At 67.7% G+C, this 24,009-nt stretch carries 21 protein-coding genes; 4 read left to right on the forward strand and 17 right to left on the reverse strand.

Features of this window, described 5'->3' with window-relative positions:
- Positions 1–60: 60 nt before the first annotated feature.
- From rpsG to H7J89_RS16165, 3 genes are all read right to left on the reverse strand, one after another.
- Positions 61–531, reverse strand: coding sequence for a 30S ribosomal protein S7 (gene rpsG, locus H7J89_RS16155; RefSeq protein ID WP_007167813.1), 471 nt, complete (start codon positions 529–531; stop codon positions 61–63).
- Positions 531–905 carry a 30S ribosomal protein S12 gene (gene rpsL, locus H7J89_RS16160; RefSeq protein ID WP_007167812.1) on the reverse strand — a complete coding sequence of 125 codons (375 nt, stop codon included), beginning with the start codon at positions 903–905 and terminating at the stop codon, positions 531–533. Before rpsL ends, rpsG begins: the two co-directional genes overlap by 1 nt.
- Before the next feature lie 245 nt (positions 906–1,150).
- Positions 1,151–1,783, reverse strand: coding sequence for a TetR/AcrR family transcriptional regulator (locus tag H7J89_RS16165; RefSeq protein ID WP_264044646.1), 633 nt, complete (start codon positions 1,781–1,783; stop codon positions 1,151–1,153).
- 137 nt (positions 1,784–1,920) lie between these two features.
- On the opposite strand from H7J89_RS16165, the gene H7J89_RS16170 reads away from it, so the two are divergent.
- From H7J89_RS16170 to H7J89_RS16180, 3 genes are all read left to right on the forward strand, one after another.
- Positions 1,921–2,289 (forward strand): DUF3060 domain-containing protein, encoded by a 369-nt coding sequence (locus tag H7J89_RS16170; protein WP_264044647.1) that lies wholly within the window; start codon positions 1,921–1,923, stop codon positions 2,287–2,289.
- Positions 2,290–2,351: 62 nt separating this feature from the next.
- Entirely contained in the window at positions 2,352–2,831 is a 480-nt protein-coding gene (locus tag H7J89_RS16175; RefSeq protein ID WP_264044648.1) for a DUF3060 domain-containing protein, read from the forward strand.
- A gap of 199 nt (positions 2,832–3,030) precedes the next feature.
- Positions 3,031–3,798 carry a DUF732 domain-containing protein gene (locus tag H7J89_RS16180; protein ID WP_264044649.1) on the forward strand — a complete coding sequence of 256 codons (768 nt, stop codon included), beginning with the start codon at positions 3,031–3,033 and terminating at the stop codon, positions 3,796–3,798.
- A gap of 21 nt (positions 3,799–3,819) precedes the next feature.
- Here the strand turns inward: H7J89_RS16180 and H7J89_RS16185 are convergent, their stop codons facing one another.
- From H7J89_RS16185 to H7J89_RS16235, 11 genes are all read right to left on the reverse strand, one after another.
- Positions 3,820–4,587, reverse strand: a complete 768-nt coding sequence (locus H7J89_RS16185) for a crotonase/enoyl-CoA hydratase family protein (RefSeq protein WP_264044650.1) — start codon at positions 4,585–4,587, stop codon at positions 3,820–3,822.
- Positions 4,584–5,303, reverse strand: coding sequence for a PaaX family transcriptional regulator C-terminal domain-containing protein (locus H7J89_RS16190; RefSeq protein WP_264044651.1), 720 nt, complete (start codon positions 5,301–5,303; stop codon positions 4,584–4,586). Before H7J89_RS16190 ends, H7J89_RS16185 begins: the two co-directional genes overlap by 4 nt.
- A gap of 3 nt (positions 5,304–5,306) precedes the next feature.
- On the reverse strand, positions 5,307–6,245 hold the full coding sequence (locus tag H7J89_RS16195; protein ID WP_067211782.1) for a crotonase/enoyl-CoA hydratase family protein: 939 nt from the start codon (positions 6,243–6,245) through the stop codon (positions 5,307–5,309).
- Between the two features lie 8 nt (positions 6,246–6,253).
- Positions 6,254–7,882, reverse strand: a complete 1,629-nt coding sequence (locus H7J89_RS16200) for an acyl-CoA dehydrogenase family protein (protein WP_264044652.1) — start codon at positions 7,880–7,882, stop codon at positions 6,254–6,256.
- A 51-nt stretch (positions 7,883–7,933) separates the two neighbouring features.
- A complete protein-coding gene (locus H7J89_RS16205) occupies positions 7,934–8,773 on the reverse strand; it encodes a CE1 family esterase (protein WP_264044653.1) in 840 nt (279 codons plus the stop codon).
- An 8-nt stretch (positions 8,774–8,781) separates the two neighbouring features.
- Positions 8,782–9,537, reverse strand: coding sequence for a deoxyribonuclease IV (locus H7J89_RS16210; protein WP_264044654.1), 756 nt, complete (start codon positions 9,535–9,537; stop codon positions 8,782–8,784).
- 27 nt (positions 9,538–9,564) lie between these two features.
- On the reverse strand, positions 9,565–10,212 hold the full coding sequence (locus tag H7J89_RS16215) for a dihydrofolate reductase family protein (protein WP_264044655.1): 648 nt from the start codon (positions 10,210–10,212) through the stop codon (positions 9,565–9,567).
- Between the two features lie 179 nt (positions 10,213–10,391).
- Positions 10,392–14,342 carry a DNA-directed RNA polymerase subunit beta' gene (locus tag H7J89_RS16220; protein WP_264044656.1) on the reverse strand — a complete coding sequence of 1,317 codons (3,951 nt, stop codon included), beginning with the start codon at positions 14,340–14,342 and terminating at the stop codon, positions 10,392–10,394.
- A gap of 41 nt (positions 14,343–14,383) precedes the next feature.
- A complete protein-coding gene (rpoB, locus tag H7J89_RS16225) occupies positions 14,384–17,905 on the reverse strand; it encodes a DNA-directed RNA polymerase subunit beta (protein ID WP_264044657.1) in 3,522 nt (1,173 codons plus the stop codon).
- 394 nt (positions 17,906–18,299) lie between these two features.
- Positions 18,300–19,310, reverse strand: a complete 1,011-nt coding sequence (locus H7J89_RS16230; RefSeq protein ID WP_066951969.1) for an ABC transporter ATP-binding protein — start codon at positions 19,308–19,310, stop codon at positions 18,300–18,302.
- A 169-nt stretch (positions 19,311–19,479) separates the two neighbouring features.
- A complete protein-coding gene (locus tag H7J89_RS16235) occupies positions 19,480–20,973 on the reverse strand; it encodes a carotenoid oxygenase family protein (protein WP_264044658.1) in 1,494 nt (497 codons plus the stop codon).
- 62 nt (positions 20,974–21,035) lie between these two features.
- Between H7J89_RS16235 and H7J89_RS16240 the strand changes: the two genes are divergently transcribed.
- The gene (locus H7J89_RS16240) at positions 21,036–21,737 is read left to right on the forward strand and encodes a TetR/AcrR family transcriptional regulator (protein ID WP_372513785.1); all 702 of its coding nucleotides are present in this window, start codon (positions 21,036–21,038) and stop codon (positions 21,735–21,737) included.
- Between the two features lie 57 nt (positions 21,738–21,794).
- Here H7J89_RS16240 and rplL read toward each other — a convergent pair whose 3' ends face one another.
- The 3 genes from rplL to H7J89_RS16255 all read right to left on the reverse strand — a co-directional run bounded on the left by rplL (position 21,795) and on the right by H7J89_RS16255 (position 24,008).
- On the reverse strand, positions 21,795–22,187 hold the full coding sequence (gene rplL, locus H7J89_RS16245; RefSeq protein WP_066951972.1) for a 50S ribosomal protein L7/L12: 393 nt from the start codon (positions 22,185–22,187) through the stop codon (positions 21,795–21,797).
- 33 nt (positions 22,188–22,220) lie between these two features.
- Positions 22,221–22,823: a 50S ribosomal protein L10 gene (gene rplJ, locus H7J89_RS16250; RefSeq protein ID WP_264044660.1), complete on the reverse strand. Its 603-nt coding sequence runs from the start codon at positions 22,821–22,823 to the stop codon at positions 22,221–22,223.
- Between the two features lie 276 nt (positions 22,824–23,099).
- Positions 23,100–24,008: an ROK family protein gene (locus tag H7J89_RS16255; RefSeq protein WP_264044661.1), complete on the reverse strand. Its 909-nt coding sequence runs from the start codon at positions 24,006–24,008 to the stop codon at positions 23,100–23,102.
- Position 24,009: the final 1 nt, after the last annotated feature.

Here is a 24,009-nt window from a genome sequence, read left to right on the forward strand (position 1 = left end):
CCCACTCTTTCGTTGCTTGATTGCTGTCTATTTAGCCTCCGGCATCATCGCCGGAAGCTGTCACCAGCGATAATGCGCAAAGGCGCGGTTGGCCTCGGCCATCTTGTGGGTGTCCTCACGCCGTTTGACGGAGGCCCCCAGGCCGTTGCTGGCGTCCAGGATCTCGTTCGCCAGCCGTTCGACCATCGTCTTCTCCCGGCGTTGCCGCGAGAAGCTGACAAGCCAGCGCAGCGCGAGCGTGGTGGACCGGTCCGGACGGACCTCGACCGGCACCTGGTAGGTCGCACCGCCGACGCGGCGGCTGCGCACCTCCAGCGCGGGCTTGACGTTGTCGAGAGCGCGCTTGAGCGTGATCACGGGATCGGTGCCCGTCTTGTCTCGGGCGTTCTCGAGCGCACCATAAACAATGCGCTCGGCCAGCGATTTCTTCCCCTGCAGGAGAACTTTGTTCACCAGCTGGGTGACCAGTTGCGACCCGTAGACGGGGTCGTTGACCAACGGACGCTTCGGCGCGGGCCCCTTGCGCGGCATCAGCTCTTCTCCTTCTTCGCGCCGTAACGGCTACGGGCCTGCTTGCGGTTCTTGACCCCCTGGGTGTCGAGCGAACCGCGGATGATCTTGTACCGCACACCGGGCAGGTCCTTGACTCGGCCACCACGCACCAGCACCATCGAGTGCTCCTGCAGGTTGTGGCCCTCGCCCGGGATGTAGGCGGTGACCTCGACCTGGCTCGTCAGCTTCACGCGCGCAACCTTCCGAAGCGCCGAGTTCGGCTTCTTCGGGGTGGTGGTGTACACGCGAGTGCATACGCCACGGCGCTGCGGGCTGCCCTTCAGGGCCGCGGTCTTGACCTTGGCGATCTTGTCGCGGCGACCCTTGCGGACCAGCTGCTGAATCGTTGGCATCTACCGGCTTTCTGTGTTCGTGTTGTGCGTCTGTCGGCTGTTCTCAAGTCTTCGTGCTGCAGTTATGTCCGGCCGCACTACCCCGCGGCCGGGTGTGTCGCACGCGCTGCGCACCGGAGAAGGATCCGATGCATCGTGGACATGCGAATTCGCCCGGCATTCACTTCCTTACGGTTAGGCGCCGTAAGCCGCCAGGCACGAGCCTCCACAATACCCGCCGCCGGTCTTGCAGGTCAAAGCGGCGGTTAACCGTGCGCCACGCGCCGTTCCAGACCTGCGGCCAGCCGCAGCACCATGTCCGAGAACAGCGCGTCGGTGTCGATGTCGTCCATGACACCGGTCATTTCCAGCAGCACGAAGCCGTGCAGCGCGGACCAGAACTCCAGGGCCGCGTGGAACGCCTCGTCGCCGTCGAGACCGTAGGAGGACAGCACCGAGATCACCGGCGCCGCAGCGCCTCGTGTCGCCGCCGTGTACTCAGGGTCGTCACCACCCAGCGGCATCCGGGTGAACGCCGAGTACCGGCCGGGGTGGTGATGGGCGTAGCTGCGGTAGGCGCCCGCCATGACCAGCACCGCGTCGTCGCGGGCGCGGCCCTCGCCGACCCTGTTCAGCATCGTGATGATGTCGTCGATGACGCGGATCCGCACCGCGCGGCGCAGGTCCTCCAGGCTGTCGACGTGGTTGTACAGCGACGGCCCCTTGGTGCCCAGCTGCATCGCCAGCGCGTTGATGGTGAGGGCGTCCCAGCCCTCCCGGTCCAGGAAGGTGAGCGCGCCGTCGATGATGCCTTCGCGGCTCAGCTTTGCCGGGCGCGAGCCGGTTCTTCCCGCGCGCGGGCGCCCGGCCGCCGACGGCGTTTCCGGCTGAGCTGCCATGGCGGGGCCCTTCGCTTGGGATGATCGTGGTGCTTAACTAATGACTCTAGTTGACGCCGACCGCGAAACCGTTTCAGCCACGGCCGGATGGACGTAATCTCATCGAGCAGATCCACCTGTCAAAGAGGGGGCCCGCAGTGAACTGGACAACCGTCGCCGGGTCGCTGGCAACCTGCGTCATCACCGTCGTCGCGGCACCCGCTCCCCCGGCTCACGCGAAGAACGGCGACACCCACGTCATCGGGCAGGGCATCCAGCAGACGCTGGACTGCAACGACGCCACGCTGTTCGTCAACGGCTCCTTCAACAATGTCACCGCGCTGGGCAACTGCTACGCGGTCACGGTGATGGGCTCGTCCAACACCGTCGTCGCCGACTCGGTCTCGCACGACATCACTGTCTACGGCTACGACCAGACGGTCTTCTACCACAACGGCTCGCCGTTCATCTGGGACCGCGGCCGCGAGCTGGGCATGACCAACCGGCTCCAGCAGGTGCCCGGCTGAACCAGACACCGCATCGCCATCCAAACCGAAGAGGCCATCCAATCGAGGGGAATCGAGAGACAATGTCCGCCCACATCTTTGCCCGCCCCTCGGGGCTGACGCTCGCCGTGGTGCCGGTCGCCGCGGCCGTGTTGATGGCCGGCTGCAGTTCGACGGCCAACCCGCCCGCGGGCTCGACGACCACGACGAAGAGCAGCACGACGACGAGCGCCGGGGCGACCCCCACCACGGGGTCGAGCGGGGCGAGCACCACCGCGTCGGTCGAGATCGGCAACACGCTCAACTACGGGTCGATGGGTACCACCGCGACGCTTGACTGCGCCAGCGGCAAGTCGCTGAACGTGGGCGGTTCCAACAACACCCTGACGGTCACCGGCAGCTGCGCGACGGTGACCGTCGGCGGCACGGACAACAAGATCACGCTGGACAAGGTGGACACCCGCATCAGCGTGGTCGGGTTGAACAACACCATCACCTATAAAGACGGTGAGCCCAAGGTCGACAACCTGGGTTCGGGCAACACCATCACCAAGGGCGGCTAGCCGGCAATGGCTCGCAGGTAGCTTGCGGACGCAGGTTGCAATTGCGCCACAACGACTTTCATACCCCGATGCGTCGCGGGCGGGGCGCATGGCGCCACTACTTCTGCGGCCTCGCGGTGTTTGGCCCGCACACCGCGCCGCCGAGGTGCCGCGGGCAGATCCGGGGCATATGATTCTGCCAGCAGAACGGAATCCAGCCATGCTCACCCGTAGGACTAACCACGCCCGCGCACTGGTTACGGCCATCGTGGTACTGACCGGCGTCGCGATGCTGCCCCACGGGGCAGCGGCGGCCGACCCCAACCCCGACGATCAGTTTGTGGCGCTGCTCGACCAAAAAGGAATCCCTGCGCTCGAGAACGTCCCGAGCCTCATCGCGACAGCCCACAGAATTTGCCGCCAACTCGACGGCGGAATGCCGGTGGACGGCGTGGTCGCCGACATGAAGGAACGGGCGTTCAATGCCAACTCAGGGGGCGGCCAATACCCTCCCGACCGCGTCAACCGCACCATTGCCCGCTTCATCTCTGCCGCGGTCGAGGCCTACTGTCCCAACGATCAACCCAAGATTGCCTCCCTTCAGGCCATGGCGAATCCCGTGCCCGGCTCGAGCGAATCGACCTCGCGGAGCACCTCGACTCCGTACATCGCCGCCAGCTCGTGGAGCGACCTTCGGGAGCCACAATCGACGGTCCCCGTGGTCCCCTTGGGGGAAACCGGCCAGCCGGACCCGCCGCAACTTCCGCCACCGCCGCCGCCGACGGCCCAGATCCTGACGCCGCCCGCGCCGGTCGCGACGCCGTCGCCGCGCCAACAACCGCCACCCCCGCCGCAAGAACCGCAGCCGGGGCCGCAACAGGAGGCGCCTGCTGCTCCCGCGCCGGGCGGCCCTCCCGGCGGTAGCGGCGCTGGTCCGGAGTCGCCGCCCACGCCCACGCCGCCCGGCAGGGTGAGGCTCGCGCCGTAAGAGACCGACCCGAGGCGCCGGCTAGCCGGCGGGTGCCCCGTGCCGGCCCGCGCCCGCGGCGAACCGTCCGGCCCCCTCGTTCGCCTCGGCGGCGACGCGGGAGATGCTGGCGAATTCGAAATCGATCGCCTCGGGTTCCGTTGTCCCCCATTGATGTAGCGCCGAAAGCCGGTCGGACCGCAGGCACTGCTGCGGCAGCGCGGCCAGTTGCGCCGCCAGTTCCTCGGCCGCCTGCCGCGCGTGGCCGTTGGGCACGACGCGGTTGGCCAGCCCCATCTCGAGGGCTTCGTCGGCCTTGACGCCGCGGCCGGTGAGAATCATGTCCATCGCGCGGCTGTGCCCGATCAGCCGCGGCAGCCGCACGGTGCCGCCATCGATCAGCGGCACCCCCCACCGGCGGCAGAACACCCCGAACACGGCGTCCTCCTCGGCCACCCGCAGGTCGCACCAGACGGCCAACTCCAGGCCCCCGGCGACGGCGTAGCCGCTCACCGCGGCGATCACGGGTTTGGACAACTCCATCCGCGTCGGACCCATCGGGCCCGGGCCCGTCCGGTGCACGGCGTTCGCGTCCGGTGTGCCGAAGGCCTTCAAATCGGCTCCGGCACAGAATGTTCCACCGTCTCCCCATAAGACGGCGACCGATGCGGTGTCGTCGCGGTCGAATTCGTCGAACGCCGCGTACAGCGCCGCGGCGGTGGGGCCGTTGACCGCGTTGCGCGCCGCCGGGCGGTTCAGGATCACCGTCGTCACCGGGCCGTTGCGTTCGATACGCACCGGATCGTTCATTTTGCCTCCGCAAATAGTGGTTCGCGCCGCTCGAGCAACTCGGTGGCGAAGTCGTGGTAAGCCGCGCGCAGCCGGGCGCCGGGCCAGTCGTCCGGCAGCAGTTCGTCGGGCAGCACCGGGTCGGTGAGTAGGTGCCGCACCGTCGCCGCCGCGATCACGAAACGGCCGGGAATGTCTGGCGCGCTAACCATCTCGTTGAGCATGCGGCTGCCGGCCCGGGCCCAGGCCGGCAGGTCCCACAGCTGGGCGGCCAGCTGGGCGGGATCGTCGTCGCGTGCCCGCAGGACGCGCACGCGGGCGTCGACCTCGGGGTCGAGGTCGAGCTCGAGGTTGTCGGGCCGCATCCAGACGCCTTCGCGCAGTTCGCCGAATCGCTTGCCGTGCAGGGCGGTTCGAAGCGCCGCCCGGGTGCGTGCGTCGCCGCCCACGCTGGTCACGATCAGGGTGATCCACTCCCCGCGCCACGGGCGGACTCGCGGGTTGATGGCGTCGTCCTGCCGCCGCTGGCGGGCCAGCAGGCGATCCGAGAGCCGGTAGCCGTCGGCGGAGCGGATCAGGTCGCCCGCACCCACCATGCGGGTCAGCGCCACCCGCAGGGTGGTCTCTTTGATGCCGAAATCGGCGGTGAGCCTGACCAATTCACTCGCGCTGGCGCACGCCGGGTGGGCCCCCAGCAGGACGCTGAGCACCACCGACCGGGCCGTCATGGTGGGCATGGGTTACACCTGTGACGCGCGGCGGCCGTAGTCACCGAAGGGTTCGTCGCGATGCCGCACCGCGTCCCGGAAGCCGTGCTCCACGGCGTCGGCGACGAAGGCGTGCCCCTCGGGCGTATGCCGGGCAACGCCGTCGAACACGGTGCTGACCATCCTGCTGGTGGCCACACCCTGTTGCAGCAGAGCCGAATTCAGCGCGAGCTTGACCATCATCAGCTGATTGACGGGCACCGCGGCGATCCGCTGCACGAGCCGTTCGGTGCGTTCGTCGAGATCCGCCGGGTCCGGCGCCTCGACCGCCAGGCCCCATTCGGCGGCCTGCGCGCCGGTGATGCAATCACCGGTGAACAGCAGGCGCTTGGCGCGCTGGTCGCCGAGCCGGTGCGCCCACAGCCCGGCCGCCGGGACGCCCCACACCCGCGTGGGCGGGTAGCCGATTTTGGCGTCGGCGGCGGCGATCACCTGGTCGGCATGCAGCGCGATGTCGGTGCCGCCGGCCACGCAGTAACCGTGGATCTTGACCACGGTCGGCTTGTCGGCGTGCATCAGGCTGGAGAAACCGCGCACGAACCGGCTCATCATCTGATAGTCGATCATCGGGTCCCAGGGCTGGTCGGGTAAGTGGTTGACCGCCTGGGTTTTTCCGCTCAGTACGGTGCCCGCATAGGCCCCGGTCCCGCCGGCCGAGCCGGTGCGGTCGGCGTAGGCGCTCAGGTCGAAGCCCGCGCAGAACCCCTCACCGCGGCCGGACACCAGGATGACGTGCACATTGGGGTCGAGGTCGGCGCGCTCGACCAGCGCCGAGAGCTCCAGCGGCGTGTCCGCGACGATCGCATTGCCCTTCTCCGGCCGGTTGAAGGTGATCCGGGCAACCCGGTCGGTGACCTCGTAGGTCATGGTCTTCAGGTTGTCGAAGTCGACCGGCCTGATCGCGTGAGTCATATTGGGGCTCAGCCCTTGACCAGCGCACGCTCGAGGATCGGGGCCAGGTCCAGGCCGGCGGGCATGGTGCCGTAGGCCCCACCCCACTGGCGGTCGAGCCGGGTTGTCAGGAAGGCCTCGGCGACGGCGGGGTGGCCGTGGCGCACCAACAGCGAGCCCTGCAGCGCGAGACAGATGTCCTCGGCGACCTTGCGGGCCCGGTGCGCGATGGTGTCCAGGTCGGTCAGGTCTTGGCGCAGGCGCTCGACGTGACCGCCCAGTCGCGGGTCCGCGCCGGCGTTTTCGGCCAGTTCGGTGAACACCACCTCGACGCATTCGGGCCGAGTGGCCATGGCGCGCAGCGTGTCCAGCGCACTGACGTTGCCCGAGCCCTCCCAGATGCCCATCAGCGGCGCCTCGCGGAACAGCCTCGGCATGCCCGAGTCCTCGACGTAGCCGTTGCCGCCCAGGCATTCCAGCGCTTCGGCGGCGTGCGGGGTGGCGCGCTTGCACACCCAGTACTTGCTGGCCGCCAGGCCGATGCGGCGCAGCAGCGCCTCCTGGTCGTCGCCGCGCAACGCCTTGTCGGTGGCGCCGGCCATCCGCATCGCGACGATGGTCGCGGCTTCGGCCTCCACGGCGAGGTCGGCCAGCACGTTGCGCATCAGCGGCTGGTCGATCAGGTAGGCGCCGAACGCCTTTCGGTGCTGGGCGTGGTGGATGGCGCGGGTCAATCCGGTGCGCATGCTGGTGGCGCTGCCCAGGGTGCAGTCCAGCCGGGTGAGGTTGACCATCTCGATGATGGTGGGTACGCCGCGGCCCTCCTCGCCCACCAACCACGCGGTCGCACCGTCGTACTCGACCTCACTCGAGGCGTTCGCGTGGTTGCCGAGCTTGTCCTTGAGCCGCTGCAGGAACATTCGGTTGCGGGTGCCGTCGGGGAGGATGCGCGGCAGCAGGAAGCAGGACAGCCCACCGGGCGCCTGCGCGAGCACCAGGAAGATGTCGCACATCGGCGCCGAGGTGAACCACTTGTGGCCGGTCAGGCTGTAGCTGCCATCGCCGTTCGGGTTCGCCTGCGTGGTGCCGGCGCGCACGTCGGACCCGCCCTGCTTCTCGGTCATCGACATGCCGGCGGTGATGCCGCGCTTGGTGGTGGCCAGCTTGAGTTCGGGATCGTATTCACGGCTGGTCAGCAGGGGCTCGTAGACCGCCGCGAGCTCAGGGTTGTAGCGCAGCGCGGGAACGACGGCGTAGGTCATCGAGATCGGGCAGGTGTGGCCGGGCTCGACGTTCCAGACCGACATCTTCGCCGCGCGCACCACGTGCGCGCCCGGGCGGTCGTCCGCCCACGGTGCGGCGTGGATGCCGGCGGCGATCGCCGTGCGCATCAGCTCGTGGTAGGCCGGGTCGTACTCGACCTCGTCGACCCGGTGGCCGTACTTGTCGTGGGTGTGCAGGATGGGCCGGTTGCGGTCGGCGAGCTCGCCCCACCGCTGCGCTTCGCGGCCACCCGCGATCGCGCCCACCTCGTTCACCTCTTCTGAGCCCCATTCCCCGCCCTCGCGGATCAGTGCCTCGACGAGCACCGTGGACGTCGCGGGGTTGTAGTTCTCCAGCGGAGGGACCTGGTTGGTGACGACATGCGTATCCGACATGCCACCTATGTTACATTTTTCCGACAGTCGCACAAGAGGTGTAATAGGGCGTTACCGTGGGTGCGCGGTGAAGAATTCCCACAGCGTCCGCGCGGCGAACGAGGGCCACTCGTGGCCGCCCGCCTCGATCGTGATCAGCGTGACGCCGCGGCTGCCCGCACATCCCGCCGTCGACGTGGTGAGGGGGCCATTCGTCGTGGTGGCCGGCGCGGCGCACCGATCGACGTTGCGCCAGAACGCATTCACGTCGGGTACCGAGGGTCCGTTGATGACGCTGAAACCCTGCCCGCCGCCGTAGGGCACCAGCCGATCCGCGGTGCCGTGGATGTGCATGACCGACACGGGATGCGGGGTCCGGCATTCGTTCAGCTGGATGCCGGCCACCGGGCCGATCGCCGCGAAGATGTCGGTGGCGCACGCCAGCGTGTAGGCCATGATGCCGCCGTTACTCATGCCGCTGACATAGACCCTGGCGGGGTTGGTGCCCACATGCTTGGCGATGTCGGCGACGGCCGCGCTGACGAAGGCGACGTCGTCGACACCCTCCCGGCCCGGTCGGCCGCAGCAGCCCTCCCCGTCGACGTCCCAGGCCCGGTCCAGCCCGTCCGGGTAGGCGACGACGAACTTGGCCGAATCGGCCAATTCGTCCCAGCCGTAATCCCTTTCGACTTGCCTCGCGCTGCCGGAGTAGCCGTGCAGCACCACGACGAGCGGCGCCGAAGCCGATGCTCCCCGGGGCTCGTAGAGCCGATAGCTGCGATCGTGTCCGCCCACATTGATGTGGTGCAAGCTGGTGCCGGTGACGAAGCCCGAGGGCGGCTCAGGTTTCAGCAGCGAACAACCCACAGCCAGGAGGACTACTCCGAGAAGCGCCGCGAGCCGACTGAGCACGCCGTAACTCAGCCGCTGGTCTTTTCCCGCAGGAACGCGATGTCGTCCTTGCGGCCCTCGTCTGCGGTTTCGCAGATGACCGGCGCATCGGCCGCCCTGACGACCGCGGCGAGCAGCTCGGGATCGATCTGGCCGGTGCCGAAGTTGGCGTGCCGGTCGGCACCCGAGCCGGCGGCGTCGCGCGAGTCGTTGCAGTGCACCAGGTCGATGCGTCCGGTCAGGGCCCTGATCCTGTCGACCGCGTCGATCAGCTCCTCACCCGCGGCCCAGGCGTGACAGGTGTCCAGGCAGAATCCAATTCCCTTGTCGCCGATGCGATCCCAGAGCCTGCCGATGGTGTCGAAGTGGCGGGCCATCGCGTGGTCGCCGCCGGCGGTGTTCTCCAGGTAGACCTGCACCTGGGTTTCCAGGTAGTCCAGCGCCTTGACCCAGCGTTCGAAGCCGGCCTCCATGTCGTCGTCGTCGGCATGGCCGCCGTGCACGATCACGGCCGTCGCGTTGATCTCCGAGGCGGCGTCGCAGGTGTCCTGCAGGATCTTGCGCGACGGGATGCGGATGCGGTTGTTGGCCGATGCCACGTTGATCAGGTACGGCGCGTGGACGTACAGCGGGATGGTGGACGCCTTGAGCACCTCGGCGTCGTCGCGCGGCTTGGGCTTCTTCCAGCTCTGCGGGTTGCCCAGGAAGAACTGCACCGCGTCGGCGCCGTCCGCCTGCGCGGCGGCCAGCGGGTCGTCGTTGTGGACGTGTGAACCGATGAGCACGCGGCCAGTGTAGTTGGCGAGCGGGCGTCATCGCCGCCAGAACAAGTGATGCGTGACCCCACTGGCGCTGGGCACGACCTCGTGGTGGAACCTGTCCTGAAGCTCTTCGGGGGACTCCCAGAGGCGCGATCCGGCGCCGATCTCCACCTCCGCGACCGCAACGTGAAGAGCGTCGACGAGCCCCGCGTCGAGAAATCGGCGCACGGTGCTCGCGCCACCGCCGAGCCGGACGTCCTTGCCGCCGGCGGCCAGCTTCGCCTGATCCAGGACGCTCGCCGGATCTCCGGAGACGAAGTGGAACGTCGTGCCCGACAGCGCCAACGGCGGACGGTCATAGTGCGTCATGACGAACACCGGGGTGTGGAACGGCGGTTCGTCACCCCACCACCCCTGCCAGTCGGGGTGGTCCTGCCAGGGGCCGCGGTACGGGCTGAACTTGTTGCGGCCCATGATCTCCGCGCCGATGTTGTTGGTGTAGTCGCGGGTGAAGTAGTCGTCGAGGCCGCGACTCCCGCCGGGTTCGCGGCGGCCCACCCAACTCGCGGTCGCGCCGGCCCAGGCGAACAGGGCAGCCTGGTCGGCGTCGCCGAACGGGCGCTCGAAACACTGGTTGAGGCCGGCGCCGAACCCATCGCGCGACAACATGAAATTCTGGACTCTGAGCAGTTGGGCCACGCGTTCCTCCTGAGGTCTTCGACGGTCAGAAGGTAGACCCGGACCGCTGGCCGAACTCATCGTCGACGGTCGCCGAGCGTAACGCCAGGGTCGCATTCGGTGCCGATCCTCGCCCTAGCGTGACGTTCGGAGAAAGAAAAAGCCCCCGGGACGGATCCCGGGGGCTCTTCCATACTCGACTAGCGGTAGTCGCTGTACCCGTAGTCGTCCAGCGGCACCGCGGCACCGGTGGCCTGGCCGAAGTCCGGGCTGTAGTACTGGTCCTCGTAGGACGGGATCGTGTACGCGGCGGCCCGGGCCTCCTCGGTCGGCTGCACCTGGATGTTGCGGTACCGGTTGATGCCGGTTCCGGCCGGGATCAGCTTTCCGATGATCACGTTCTCCTTCAGACCGTTGAGCTTGTCGCTGCGGCAGTTGATCGCCGCATCGGTCAGCACTCGCGTGGTCTCCTGGAACGACGCCGCCGAGAGCCACGAATCGGTGGCCAGCGACGCCTTCGTGATACCCATCAGCACCGGACGGCCGGCGGCGGGCTCGCCGCCCTCGGCCACCACTCGGCGGTTCTCCGCCTCGAACTCCGCACGATCGATCAGCGAACCGGGCAGGAACTCCGTCGCGCCCGAGTCGATGATGGTGACGCGGCGCAGCATCTGGCGGACGATCACCTCGATGTGCTTGTCGTGGATCGACACACCCTGGGCGCGGTAGACCTCCTGGACCTCGCGGACCAGGTGGATCTGCACCTCGCGGGGGCCCTGCACGCGCAGCACCTCGTGCGGGTCGGCCGAGCCCTCCATCAGCTGCTGGCCCACCTCGACGTGGTCGCCGTCGGACAGCACCCGCTCGGAACCGTCCTCGTGCTTGAACACCCGCAGACGCTGACGCTTGGAGAGCTTGTCGTACACGACCTCCTCGCTCCCGTCGTCGGGAATGATGGTGATCTTGTAGAAGCGCTCGCCCTCCTCCAGTTGCACCCGCCCGGTGAGGTCGGCGATCGGGGCCTTGCCGCGCGGGACGCGGGCCTCGAACAGCTCCTGCACGCGGGGCAGACCGCCGGTGATGTCCTCACCGACACCACCCTGGTGGAAGGTGCGCATGGTCAGCTGCGTGCCGGGCTCACCGATGGACTGGGCGGCGACGATACCAACGGCCTCGCCGATGTCGACCAGTTTTCCGGTGGCCATGGACCGCCCGTAGCAGGTCGCGCACACGCCGGTGCCGGTGGTGCACGTCAGCACCGAGCGCACCTTGACCTGCGTGATGCCGGCCGCCAGCAGGGCGTCGATCTCCGGGTCACCCAGGTCCTCACCGCGGCGCACCACGACGTTGCCGGCCTCGTCGACCGCGTCGGCGCCCAGAGTCCTTGCGTACGCCGAGGTTTCGATGTACGGGTCGCGGATCAGGGTGCCGTCGGGCTGACGCTCGGCCAGCTCGACGAGGATGCCACGCTCGGTCTCGCAGTCGTGCTCGCGGACGATGACGTCCTGGCTGACGTCCACCAGACGACGGGTCAGGTAACCCGAGTCGGCGGTACGCAACGCGGTGTCCGCCAAGCCCTTTCGAGCACCGTGCGTGTTGATGAAGTACTCCAGCACGGTCAGGCCCTCGCGGAACGACGACTTGACCGGGCGCGGGATGAACTCACCCTTCGGGTTGGTCACCAGGCCCTTCATGCCGGCCAGCGTTCGGGTCTGGGTGAAGTTACCCGTGGCACCCGAGTCGACGATCGTGATGATCGGGTTGTCGGCGGGGTAGTGCTCGCGGAGCGCCTGACCGACCTCGTCGGTGGCTTCCTTCCAGATCTCCACCAGTGCCTCGTTGCGCTCGTCGTGGTTCAAAGCGCCGCGCTGGAACTGCTTTTCGACCTTCTCGGCCCGCTCCTCGTACTGGTCGAGGATCTCCTTCTTGCGGGGCGGCACCAACACGTCGGCCATCGAAACGGTGACACCGCTGCGGGTCGCCCAGTAGAAACCGGCGTCCTTCAGCTTGTCCACGGTCTGCGCGACCACGATCATCGGGTAGCGCTCGGCCAGGTCGTTGATGATGGCGGCCTGCACCTTCTTGTGCATCTGCTTGTTAACGAACGGGTAGCCCACCGGCAGCAGCTCGTTGAACAGCACCCGGCCCAGCGTGGTCTCGGCCATCCAGGCGTCGCCCGGCTGCCAGCCGTTGGCACCGAACACCTCCGCCTCGATCTCGGCGGGCGGACGCAGCTGCGTCAGTCGCACCTTGATCTTGGCCCGCACCGAGAGCACGCCGCGGTCGGCGGCCATGATCGCCTCGGCCGGCGAGGAGTACACGCCCACCTCCGGCTGATCCTTTGCGGCCGCCCGGAATTCGCCCTTGTCGCCATCGACCTCGGTGGTGAGGAAGTACAGCCCGGTCACCATGTCCAGACGCGGCATGGCCAGCGGACGCCCGGAAGCGGGCGACAGGATGTTGTTACTGGACAGCATCAGGATGCGCGCCTCGGCCTGCGCCTCCGCGCTCAGCGGCAGGTGCACCGCCATCTGGTCACCGTCGAAGTCGGCGTTGAACGCCTCACAAACCAACGGGTGCAGCTGAATCGCCTTGCCTTCCACCAGCATCGGCTCGAAGGCCTGGATGCCCAGCCGGTGCAGGGTGGGTGCGCGGTTCAGCAGCACCGGGTGCTCGGCAATGACCTCTTCGAGGACGTCCCACACTTGGGGACGCTGGCGCTCCACCATTCGCTTGGCGCTCTTGATGTTCTGCGCGTGGTTGAGGTCGACGAGCCGCTTCATCACGAACGGCTTGAACAGCTCCAGCGCCATCAGCTTGGGCAGACCGCACTGGTGCAGCTTGAGCTGCGGGCCGACCACGATGACCGAACGGCCCGAGTAGTCGACACGCTTACCGAGCAGGTTCTGGCGGAACCGGCCCTGCTTGCCCTTGAGCAGATCGCTCAGCGACTTCAGCGGACGGTTGCCCGGCCCGGTGACCGGGCGGCCGCGGCGGCCGTTGTCGAACAGCGCGTCGACCGACTCCTGCAGCATCCGCTTCTCGTTGTTGACGATGATCTCGGGCGCACCGAGGTCGATCAGCCTCTTGAGGCGGTTGTTGCGGTTGATCACGCGGCGGTACAGGTCATTCAGGTCGGACGTGGCGAACCGGCCACCGTCGAGCTGCACCATCGGACGCAGCTCCGGCGGGATGACCGGCACCGCGTCGAGCACCATGCCCATCGGCGAGTTGCCCGACTGCTGGAACGCCGCGACCACCTTCAGACGCTTGAGCGCACGAAGCTTCTTCTGCCCCTTGCCATTTCGGATGACGTCGCGCAGGATCTCGGCCTCGGCGTCGATGTCGAAGTTCTCGATGAGCTTCTGGATCGACTCCGCGCCCATGGCGCCGGTGAAGTATTCACCGTAGCGGTCGACCAGCTCGCGGTAGAGGTTCTCGTCGACGATCAGCTGCTTGGGGGCCAGCTTGGTGAAGGTGCTCCAGATGTCCTCCAGCCGGTCCAGCTCACGCTGGGCCCGGTCCCGGAGCTGGCGCATCTCCCGCTCGCCGCCGTCGCGCACCTTGCGGCGCGCGTCGGCCTTGGCGCCCTCGGCCTCCAGTTCGGCCAGGTCGGCCTCGAGCTTCTGCGCGCGGGCCTCCAGGTCGGCATCGCGCTGGTCCTCAACGGCCTTGCGCTCCACCATCATTTCGGCCTCGAGCGTGGACAGCTCGTTGTGCCGCATCTCGTCGTCGACCGACGTGATCACGTACGCCGCGAAGTAAATGATCTTCTCGAGATCCTTCGGGGCGAGGTCGAGCAGGTAACCGAGCCGGCTCGGCACACCCTTGAAGTACCAGATGTGCGTGACGGGCGCGGCCAGCTCAATGTGGCCCATCCGCTCGCGGCGGACCTTGGCGCGGGTCACCTCGACGCCGCAGCGCTCGCAGATGATGCCCTTGAAGCGGACGCGCTTGTACTTGCCGCAGTAGCACTCCCAGTCGCGAGTCGGTCCGAAGATCTTCTCGCAGAACAGGCCGTCCTTCTCCGGCTTCAGCGTGCGGTAGTTGATCGTCTCCGGCTTCTTGACCTCGCCGTAAGACCATTGCCTGATGTCCTCCGCGGTGGCCAGGCCGATACGGAGTTCATCGAAGAAGTTGACGTCGAGCACGTAACTCCCTTTCCCCTTGCGGGTTTAGTAACTAAAAGTGATTAAGCCAGGTCCTCAACGGAGGCGGATTCGTTGCGCGACAAGTTGATTCCCAAGTTGGCCGCAGCCCGCTCGAGGTCCTCGTCCTCGCCTTCGCGCAATTCGATCGCCGCGCCGTCCGACGAGAGCACCTCGACGTTCAGACACAGCGACTGCAGCTCCTTGAGCAGCACCTTGAACGACTCGGGGATGCCCGGCTCGGGGATGTTCTCGCCCTTGACGATCGCCTCGTACACCTTGACCCGGCCGACCGTGTCGTCGGACTTGATGGTCAACAGCTCCTGCAGCGTGTACGCGGCGCCGTAAGCCTGCATGGCCCAGCACTCCATCTCACCGAACCGCTGGCCACCGAACTGCGCCTTACCACCCAGCGGCTGCTGGGTGATCATCGAGTACGGACCGGTGGAGCGGGCGTGGATCTTGTCGTCCACCAGGTGATGCAGCTTCATGATGTACATGAAGCCCACCGTCACCGGGTACGGGAACGGCTCGCCGCTGCGGCCGTCGAAAAGCACCGCCTTGCCGTCGCCGTTGACCATCACCTCGTTGTCCCGGTTGGGCAGCGTGCAGGACAGCAGCCCCTGCAGCTCCGCCTCCCGGGCACCGTCGAACACCGGCGTCGAGACGATGGCGTTCGGCTCCGCGCTCTGCAGCTCCTTCGGCAGGCTGGCGGCCCAGTCGGGCGAACCCTCGATGTTCCAGCCGGACTTGGCCACCCACCCGAGGTGGGTCTCCAGAATCTGGCCGATGTTCATCCGTCGCGGCACACCGTGGGTGTTCAAGATGATGTCCACCGGCGTGCCGTCCGGCAGGAACGGCATGTCCTCGACGGGCAGGATCTTGCCGATCACGCCCTTGTTGCCGTGCCGGCCGGCGAGCTTGTCGCCGTCGGAGATCTTCCGCTTCTGGGCCACGTAAACGCGCACCAGCTCGTTGACACCGGCGGGCAGCTCGTCGTCGTCCTCGCGGGAGAACACCCGGATGCCGATGACCTTGCCGGACTCGCCGTGCGGCACCTTGAGCGAAGTGTCGCGGACCTCGCGGGCCTTCTCACCGAAGATCGCCCGCAGCAGCCGCTCCTCCGGGGTCAGCTCCGTCTCCCCCTTCGGGGTGACCTTGCCGACCAGGATGTCGCCGTCGCGGACCTCGGCGCCGATGCGGACGATGCCGCGCTCGTCGAGGTCAGCCAGCACCTCGTCGGAGACGTTCGGGATGTCCCGGGTGATCTCCTCGGCGCCCAGCTTGGTGTCGCGGGCGTCGATCTCGTGCTCCTCGATGTGGATCGAGGTGAGCACGTCCTCTTCGACCAGGCGGTTGGAGAGGATGATCGCGTCCTCGTAGTTGTGGCCCTCCCACGGCATGATCGCCACGAGCAGGTTCTTGCCCAGCGCCATCTCGCCGTTCTCGGTGCACGGACCGTCGGCGATGACCTGGCCGGCCTCGACCCGGTCCCCGGCGTCCACGATCGGCGACTGGTTGGCGCACGTGCCGTGGTTGGAGCGCTCGAACTTGCGCATCCGGTAGGTGTGCCGGGTGCCGTCGTCGGCCATCACGGTGATGTAGTCGGCGGAGACCTCCTCGATCACCCCGGCCTTGTCCGCGACGACGACGTCGCCGGCGTCGATCGCGGCGCGCAGTTCCATGCCGGTCCCCACCAGCGGCGCCTCGCTGCGCACCAGCGGAACCGCCTGGCGCTGCATGTTGGCACCCATCAGGGCACGGTTGGCGTCGTCGTGCTCGAGGAACGGAATCATGGCCGTGGCCACCGAAACCATCTGGCGCGGCGAGACGTCCATGTAGTCCACCTCGGACGACGGCACGTACTCGACCTCGCCCGCCTTGCGGCGAACCAGCACGCGCGACTCTTCGAACCGGCCGCTGCCGTCGATCGGCGAGTTGGCCTGCGCCACGACGTGGCGGTCCTCCTCGTCGGCGGTCAGGTAGTGGATCTCGTCGGTGACCACACCGTCGACCACCTTGCGGTAGGGGGTCTCGATGAAGCCGAACGGGTTGACCCGGGCGTACACCGACAGCGAGCCGATCAGACCGATGTTGGGACCCTCGGGGGTCTCGATCGGGCACATCCGGCCGTAGTGCGACGGGTGCACGTCGCGGACCTCCAGGCCGGCCCGCTCACGGGACAGACCACCGGGGCCCAGCGCCGACAGCCGGCGCTTGTGGGTGAGACCCGACAGCGGGTTGTTCTGGTCCATGAACTGGGAGAGCTGGCTGGTGCCGAAGAACTCCTTGATGGCGGCGACCACCGGCCGGATGTTGATCAGCGTCTGCGGCGTGATCGCCTCGACGTCCTGCGTGGTCATCCGCTCGCGGACGACCCGCTCCATCCGGGACATGCCGACCCGGATCTGGTTCTGGATCAACTCGCCGACGGTACGCAACCGGCGATTGCCGAAGTGGTCGATGTCGTCGGTTTCCACCGGCACCTCGATGCCACCCGGGACAGTCATAACTCGGGCATGGCCATCCTGAGCGGCGTGGTGCAGGCGAACCAGGTATTCGATGGTGGCGACGACGTCTTCCTCGGTCAGCGTCGACGACGTGATCGGCTCACCGGCGTGCAGGCCCAGCTTCTTGTTGACCTTGTAGCGGCCGACGCGGGCCAGGTCGTAGCGCTTCTCCTTGAAGAACAGGTTCTCCAGCAGCGTCTGCGCGGACTCCTTGGTCGGCGGTTCGCCCGGACGCAGCTTGCGGTAGATGTCCAGCAGCGCCTCGTCGGTGCCGGCGGTGTTGTCCTTCTCCAGCGTGCCCATCATGATCTCGGAGAAGCCGAACCGCTCGTGGATCCGCTCGTTGGTCCAGCCGAGCGCCTTGAGCAGCACGGTGACGGGCTGGCGGCGCTTGCGGTCGATGCGCACGCCGACGGTGTCGCGCTTGTCGACGTCGAACTCCAGCCACGCGCCGCGGCTGGGGATCACCTTGACGCTGTGCAGCAGCTTCTCGGTGGACTTGTCGATGCTCTCGTCGAAGTACACGCCGGGCGAGCGCACCAGCTGGCTGACGACCACGCGCTCGGTCCCGTTGATGATGAAGGTGCCCTTCTCGGTCATCATCGGGAAGTCACCCATGAACACCGTCTGGCTCTTGATCTCGCCGGTGTTGTTGTTGATGAACTCGGCCGTGACGAACAGCGGGGCCGCGTACGTCATGTCCTTGTCTTTGCACTCGTCGACCGGCGCCTTGACCTCGTCGAAACGGGGGTCGGAGAACGACAGCGACATCGAGCCGGAGAAGTCCTCGATCGGGGAGAGCTCGTCGAGCACCTCCTCGAGACCACCCACCGGCTTGACGTCGCCGCGGGCGGCCGCGGCCTCGCGCCAACGCGGCGAGCCGATCAACCACTCGAAGGAGTCGATCTGCACGTCGAGCAGGCCGGGAACCTCGAGCGGTTCGCGGAGCTTGGCGAAAGAAACTCGGTTAGGCGCTCCGGGTACGGAGCCGTTTAGGGAACTTCCATTAGAGGAACTTTGTGGGCGATCCGTTTTGCTCTGGCGGGAATCAGCCAAGATGCATCCTTCCAGCACCTCGTGCGACTCACGAGAACCGGAACCACCGGTCTGTTCGCCGCGAATTGTGTCGGTTTGGCCGGCGAACGATCTGTCCCAATCTCACGCGCACAACTAAAGAACTAAGCCGCTAGAGGGGGCTCAGGCTTAGACCACATTGTCAAGTGGCGGGTGAGGTGGGCAGGAGGTAGCCAGCGCAACGTCCAACAATAGCGCAGGGCGGCGCATTCCTCAACTGTCCAGCACAAGCGATCCAGGGACATCGGCGCTGGCTGGCATCTCGACTTTCCACTGGATACATGCTGCCCAACAGACTGGCCGGTTTACGGCCCGTCGTCAAGGGGGCGGGCCGGGAGAGTTACGCGAAGTTATCGCGAAAACTCGGACCGGGCGTCTAGTCGCCGACTTCGTGCGCGCGGTACTTGTGGGTGCCCTCCATGTCGTCGATGATCGCGGCCTGCGCCTTCTGCGGCAGCGTGTGCAGAATCTCGCGCACCCGCGCCTGGCGGCGGGCGACGGCCTTGCGCTCCGGCATTCCCGGCGAGGCGACGATCTGCGGGGGCACTCCCTCGATCTCCTCGACACCGCCGGCGTGCTGACCGGCCTCGAGGGCGGCCTGCTCTTCGGCCATGGTCGACTCGTCCTTTTCCTCGGACATGCCGATCGGCCCGATGCGGCGGCCGTTGAGGAACTGCCGCACGACCGGCTCGTCGCTGGTCAGCAGCACCTCGCGCGGGCCGAACATGACCAGCTTGCGCCGGAAAAGCATGCCCATGTTGTCCGGCACGGTGCGCGCGATGTTGATGTTGTGCGTGACGATCAGGACGGTGGCGTCGATCTGGGCGTTGATGTCGAGGATCAGCTGGCTCAGGTAGGCGGTACGAACCGGGTCCAGACCCGAGTCGGGCTCGTCGCAAAGGATGATCTGCGGGTCCATCACCAGGGCGCGGGCCAGGCTGGCGCGCTTGCGCATACCACCCGAGATCTCGCCGGGGAACTTCTTCTCGTCGCCGCCCAGACCCACCAGGGTCAGCTTCTCCATGACGATGTCACGGATCTCGCCTTCCTTTTTCTTGGTGTGCTCGCGCAGCGGGAAGGCGGCGTTGTCGAACAGGTTCATCGACCCGAACAGCGCGCCGTCCTGGAACATGACGCCGAACAGCGTGCGGATCTCGTAGAGCTCTTTGGCCGAGCACTGCAGGATGTCGGTGCCGTCGATGACGACCGAGCCGCGCTCCGGCCGCAGCAGACCGATCAGCGACTTCAGGAACACCGATTTGCCGGTACCCGACGGGCCCAGCAGCACGCTGACCTCCCCGGCGGGGATCTCCAGCGTCACGTCTTCCCAAATCCGCGACGACCCGAAGGACTTCGTGAGGCCGTTCACCTCAATAGCGACACCCATGGGAGATCCTTCCGTCGACGCTCATGCCCGCCACCTGCCCTTTTATGTGGCATGAGTCACTGTAGCGCACGCTTGCTGCACGGCATCAGGGTTGCGCGGCACAGCCGACAAAAATTGGCTGACCTGAGATCCCGCCGCGCTCGGCGGCGGGCGTCCTATTCAACTCACGTTAGCCAGTGGGCGCCCAGTTGCCGTGGAAGCCCATCGGCACCCGCTGCGGCAAATGCACGGTGGCCACCGACTCGAGCGTCACGGCGTCCAGCAACACCAACTGGCCTTCGTCGCGGCCGCGGTGATAGCCGTAGCCCAGCAGAATGCCGTCGTCCTCGGCTGGTTCTTCTGGGGAGGCGCCGGGGTTGGGCACAAAGGACATCTCGCCGAGCAAAAGGTCCGGATCGAGCGGCGCAACAACGCTGCCCCCGGTGACGTAGTCGTGCTTGTACAGCGCGGACGTGGCGCCCTGGAAGGACGCGCCGACGGTATAGCCGAAGCGGTGTTCCCGGCCCAGCAGCGTCTCGTTGATCCGCGGGAATTCCTGCGGCCGGTCGTCACGACATTCTGTGCTCACCACGCCGGTCGCGAGGTTGACGGTCCAGCGCTCGAGGGTCGGCGGGGCTTCGCCGGGGCCGCGCCGGTCGCGGTCGAACATCCGCGCGTACCGCACCACGTCGAGCACCAAAACCTCGGTCCCGTCCCGCATCTCGGAGTAGGCGTTGAGTGGGTGGTAGACGTAGCAGGGTTCGATGTCGAACCAGCGGATGTCGGAGTTTGTGCCCTCGCGCGGCATGACCCCGATGCGCGCCGGGTAGTCGGGGTCCCAGGCGTAGGGCATCCGGTCGGAGTGCCTCGGGTTTCGGTTCATCATCGCGTTCAGCGGGCTCGGCACCCGCACGCGCCCGATCAGCGACTGCATCACCAGCCGGGCCGGCAGGCCGAACCAGCGGGGCATGGTCACCGGCAGCACCTGCATCGGGTCGAACGTCACCGGCAGGTCATAGACGACGACGTAGGAGTCGGTCAGCGAGAAGTCGTGCATCATCGGCGACCCCGACACCTCGATGTCCACCGTGCGGCGCGCGCGCCCTTGGGTGTCGATCACCGAGTACTGCACGGTTCGCCCGCGGGCGAACGAGTAAGAGACGGCGTGCAATTCGCCGGTGCGCGGGTCGCGGTGCGGGTGGGCGGTGTAGCCGCCGGCCAGGGTGCCGTCGAAGTCGCACGTCCCGATGGTGTCCAGCTCGTCGGTCAGCTGGTAGTTGGCCACACCGCCCTCGATCAGCGCCAGGGTGCGACCGGCGTGGGCCAGGACGTTGGTGTTGGCGCCCAGCGAGAGCATCCCCGCCCGCGGGTCGAGCCGGCCCGGCGTCGGCTCGCCCAGGGCGGCGCACACCGACAGGCTGCGTACCCAGCGGTTGCGGTACCACTGGGCTTTGCCGTCGCGCAACGCGACGCCGTGCACCATCCCGTCGCCGCTGAACCAGTGATAGGTGGCGGGGTCGACCTCCTCGGCCGGGTTCGGCCCGTTGCGCAGATAGCGTCCGTCGAGGTGCTCGGGGATGCGACCGGTGACCGGCAGGTCGGTGGCGGTCACTTCGGCGCGCACCGGCGCCAGCAGACCCTCCAGATAGGGATTCCGGGTTTCGGCGATTTGCGCGGACGTCATCGCTGAGCTCCTATAACATTGATATGACGTTGTTATAGGCACCGTACGCCGCGGATGGGAAGATGGCAACGATGACTTCAGAGGCGACTTCGGGCACCACGCCGGCCGGGCAGCGCAGTGTCCGTGACGAGATGCTGTCCGCGGCCGTCGACCTGCTCAACGAGCATGGGCCCGACGCGCTGCAGACCCGCAAGGTCGCCGGCGCGGCCGGAACGTCGACGATGGCGGTGTACACGCATTTCGGCGGAATGCGCGGCCTGATCGCCGAGGTGGCCGCGGAGGGTTATCGGCAGTTCGACGCCGCGCTGAGGGTGCCGGAGACCGCCGACCCGGTCGCAGACGTGTTCGCGCTCGGAGCCGCGTACCGGCGCTATGCGATCGAGCGACCGCACATGTATCGCCTGATGTTCGGCAGTACCAGCGCTCATGGCATTCATGCCCCGGCGGGCAACGTGTTGGCCCTCACGGTCGCCGAGATCGAGCGGCATATTCCCAGCTTCGCGCATGTGGTTCGCGCAGTGCAGCGGTCCGCGCGGGCGGGGCGTATCAACGTCGGTTCCGCGGCCGACGACGCGACCGTCGTTTCCACAGCCGCCCAGTTCTGGGCGTTGCTTCACGGGTTCGTCATGCTCGAATTGGCCGGCTTCTACGGCGACGACGGCGCCGCTGTCGCGCCGGTGATGAAATCAATGACGCTGAAACTGTTTGTGGCGCTGGGCGATTCACCAGAACGGGTGGCGCAATCCCTGCGGTCGGCAGGCTGAGCACACGAAAACCCCCGGGAGCGCCGCAGGGCGGTCCCGGGGGTTTTGCGAGTGGAGCTACTTGACGGTGACGGTGGCGCCGGCGGCCTCGAGCTTGGTCTTGGCCTCCTCGGCGGCCTCCTTGGCGACCTTCTCGAGCAGCGGCTTGGGCGCGCCGTCGACCAGGTCCTTGGCCTCCTTGAGGCCCAAGCCGGAGACGATCTCGCGGACCACCTTGATGACGCCGATCTTCTTGTCGCCGGCGGCCTCGAGGATGACGTCGAACTCGGACTGCTCCTCGGCGGCCTCGGCGGGTGCGCCACCGGCGGCCGGGCCGGCCGCGGCGACGGCGACCGGAGCGGCCGCGGTGACCTCGAAGGTCTCCTCGAACTTCTTGACGAAGTCGGAGAGCTCCAACAGGGTCATTTCCTTGAAGGCGTCGAGCAGGTCGTCGGTAGACATTTTCGCCATGGTGTGTGGGTCCTTCCTAATTTGCGGTTGGGGTTATTCGGCTTCGGCCGGGGATTCCGGAGCCTCGGTGGGTGCTTCCGAAGCTGGTTCTGGGGCGGCCGGTGCAGCCGCCGCGGGGGCTTCTGCGGCCTTCTTCTCCTGCAGGGCGGCCGCCAGGCGGGCAACCTGCGAGGCGGGCGCGTTGAACAGGCCGGCGGCCTTCGCGAGGTTGCCCTTCATCGCGCCGGCCAGCTTGGCCAGCAGCACCTCGCGCGACTCCAGGTCGGCGATGCGCTCGACCTCGGCGACGGTCAACGCGCGGCCGTCCATGTAGCCGCCCTTGATGACCAGCGCCTTATTGTCCTTGGCGAAGGTCTTGATGGCCTTGGCCGCGTCGACCGGTTCCCCGGTGACGAACGCGATGGCGGTGGGTCCGGCGAACAGTTCGTCGAGACCTTCGACGCCGGCTTCCGACGCCGCCCGCTTGATCAGCGTGTTCTTGGCCACCGAGTAGGTCGCCGAACCGCTCAGCGACCGGCGCAGGTCGGCCAGGTTGGCCACGGTCAAACCGCGGTACTCGGTGATCAGGGTCGCGGTCGCCTCCCTGAACTGCTCGGCGATGTCTGCAACGGCGGTGGCTTTGTCAGCCCGGGCCATGCGTACCTCCTGAAGTGAAAGCGATGCGACGTGTCGTCTGTGATCACCGGAGGAACGCCTGAGAATGAAGTACGCCCCGGCGCAGGAAGCGGCCGGGGCGTGAAAGACGCCGGCAGGTGCCGGCGTTGTTGCCTCGTCCTCCTGCGTGGGCCGCCGGGATGCTCCCGGACCTTCAACCGATTTCTCGGTGACCGACGGTCTTCGGTGGATCGGCCATCAGGATAGCCTGACCCGCCCCCGTCAGCCAAAACGGCCGCGTCCAGGTGGTCGGGGCGGTCAGTCGAGGGCCGCCAGCCGGGCGGCCCCGACCAGTCCGGCCTCGCCGGCGAGTTCGGCGGGCACCACCCGCAGACCGGCCAGGAAGTCCAGCCTGGCGTACTCGGCCAGCTTCGCCCGCAAGGGGTCGAAGAGCAGGCGGCCGGAGTTCGCGACGCCTCCCCCGATGACGACGAGGTCCAGGTCGCAGACCGCACCGACCGAGGCGATCATCGCCGCGAGCGCGGTGGCCCCCCGGCGGAACGCCCGGTCGGCGACGGGCTCCCCGGCCGCCGCCGCGGCGGCCAGGTCCCGGGCGCCCGCGGCGGGCGGTGCGGACCAACCGTTGGCCCGCGCCCACCGCACCATCGACGGGCCGGACGCGATGGTCTCGACGCAGCCGCGGCCGCCGCACACGCAGGGCGGCCCCTCGTCCTCCACCACCACGTGCCCGACGTGGCCGGCATTGCCGGTGCGGCCGGTGTAGGGGACGCCACCGAGCACCAATCCGCCGCCCACACCGGTGGACACCACCATGCCCAGCAGGAAATCGGCGCCGCGACCCGCGCCGCGCCAGTGCTCACCCAGCGCCATGCACAAGCCGTCGCCGCCGAGCCGCACGGGCACACCCGGCACGGCGGCGGCCACCCTGTCGCGCAGCGGGAACCCTTGCCAGGCCTTGATGTTGATGGGGCTGACGGTTCCGCCGCGCAGGTCGATGGGGCCGGCGGAACCGATGCCCACGGCGGCGACCGCACCGTCGGCCGCGCGCAGCGCGTCGGCGATGGCCGCTTCGACCGCGGCCCAGACCTCCTCGGCCCCACCGCCGCCCGGCGTGGGCCGGATGACGGTGTGCACCAGCGTGCCATCGGGATCGGCGAGGCCGGCGGCGATCTTGGTGCCGCCGATGTCCAGGCAGAGGGTGAGCATC

It is taken from the genome of Mycobacterium paraffinicum (assembly GCF_025822865.1).
In the GTDB taxonomy this organism is placed as follows: Bacteria; Actinomycetota; Actinomycetes; order Mycobacteriales; family Mycobacteriaceae; genus Mycobacterium; species Mycobacterium paraffinicum.

Coding starts and splice junctions, on each gene's coding strand:
- H7J89_RS16200 (WP_264044652.1), bottom strand. CDS start 7,882: ATGTCGGATACGCATGTCGTCACCAACCAGGTCCCTCCGCTGGAGAAC.
- H7J89_RS16180 (WP_264044649.1), top strand. CDS start 3,031: ATGCTCACCCGTAGGACTAACCACGCCCGCGCACTGGTTACGGCCATC.
- rpsG (WP_007167813.1), bottom strand. CDS start 531: ATGCCGCGCAAGGGGCCCGCGCCGAAGCGTCCGTTGGTCAACGACCCC.
- H7J89_RS16240 (WP_372513785.1), top strand. CDS start 21,036: ATGGCAACGATGACTTCAGAGGCGACTTCGGGCACCACGCCGGCCGGG.
- H7J89_RS16190 (WP_264044651.1), bottom strand. CDS start 5,303: ATGCCCACCATGACGGCCCGGTCGGTGGTGCTCAGCGTCCTGCTGGGG.
- H7J89_RS16255 (WP_264044661.1), bottom strand. CDS start 24,008: ATGCTCACCCTCTGCCTGGACATCGGCGGCACCAAGATCGCCGCCGGC.
- H7J89_RS16175 (WP_264044648.1), top strand. CDS start 2,352: ATGTCCGCCCACATCTTTGCCCGCCCCTCGGGGCTGACGCTCGCCGTG.
- rplL (WP_066951972.1), bottom strand. CDS start 22,187: ATGGCGAAAATGTCTACCGACGACCTGCTCGACGCCTTCAAGGAAATG.
- rpsL (WP_007167812.1), bottom strand. CDS start 905: ATGCCAACGATTCAGCAGCTGGTCCGCAAGGGTCGCCGCGACAAGATC.
- H7J89_RS16185 (WP_264044650.1), bottom strand. CDS start 4,587: ATGAACGATCCGGTGCGTATCGAACGCAACGGCCCGGTGACGACGGTG.
- rplJ (WP_264044660.1), bottom strand. CDS start 22,823: ATGGCCCGGGCTGACAAAGCCACCGCCGTTGCAGACATCGCCGAGCAG.
- H7J89_RS16165 (WP_264044646.1), bottom strand. CDS start 1,783: ATGGCAGCTCAGCCGGAAACGCCGTCGGCGGCCGGGCGCCCGCGCGCG.
- H7J89_RS16235 (WP_264044658.1), bottom strand. CDS start 20,973: ATGACGTCCGCGCAAATCGCCGAAACCCGGAATCCCTATCTGGAGGGT.
- H7J89_RS16230 (WP_066951969.1), bottom strand. CDS start 19,310: ATGGGTGTCGCTATTGAGGTGAACGGCCTCACGAAGTCCTTCGGGTCG.
- H7J89_RS16195 (WP_067211782.1), bottom strand. CDS start 6,245: ATGACTCACGCGATCAGGCCGGTCGACTTCGACAACCTGAAGACCATG.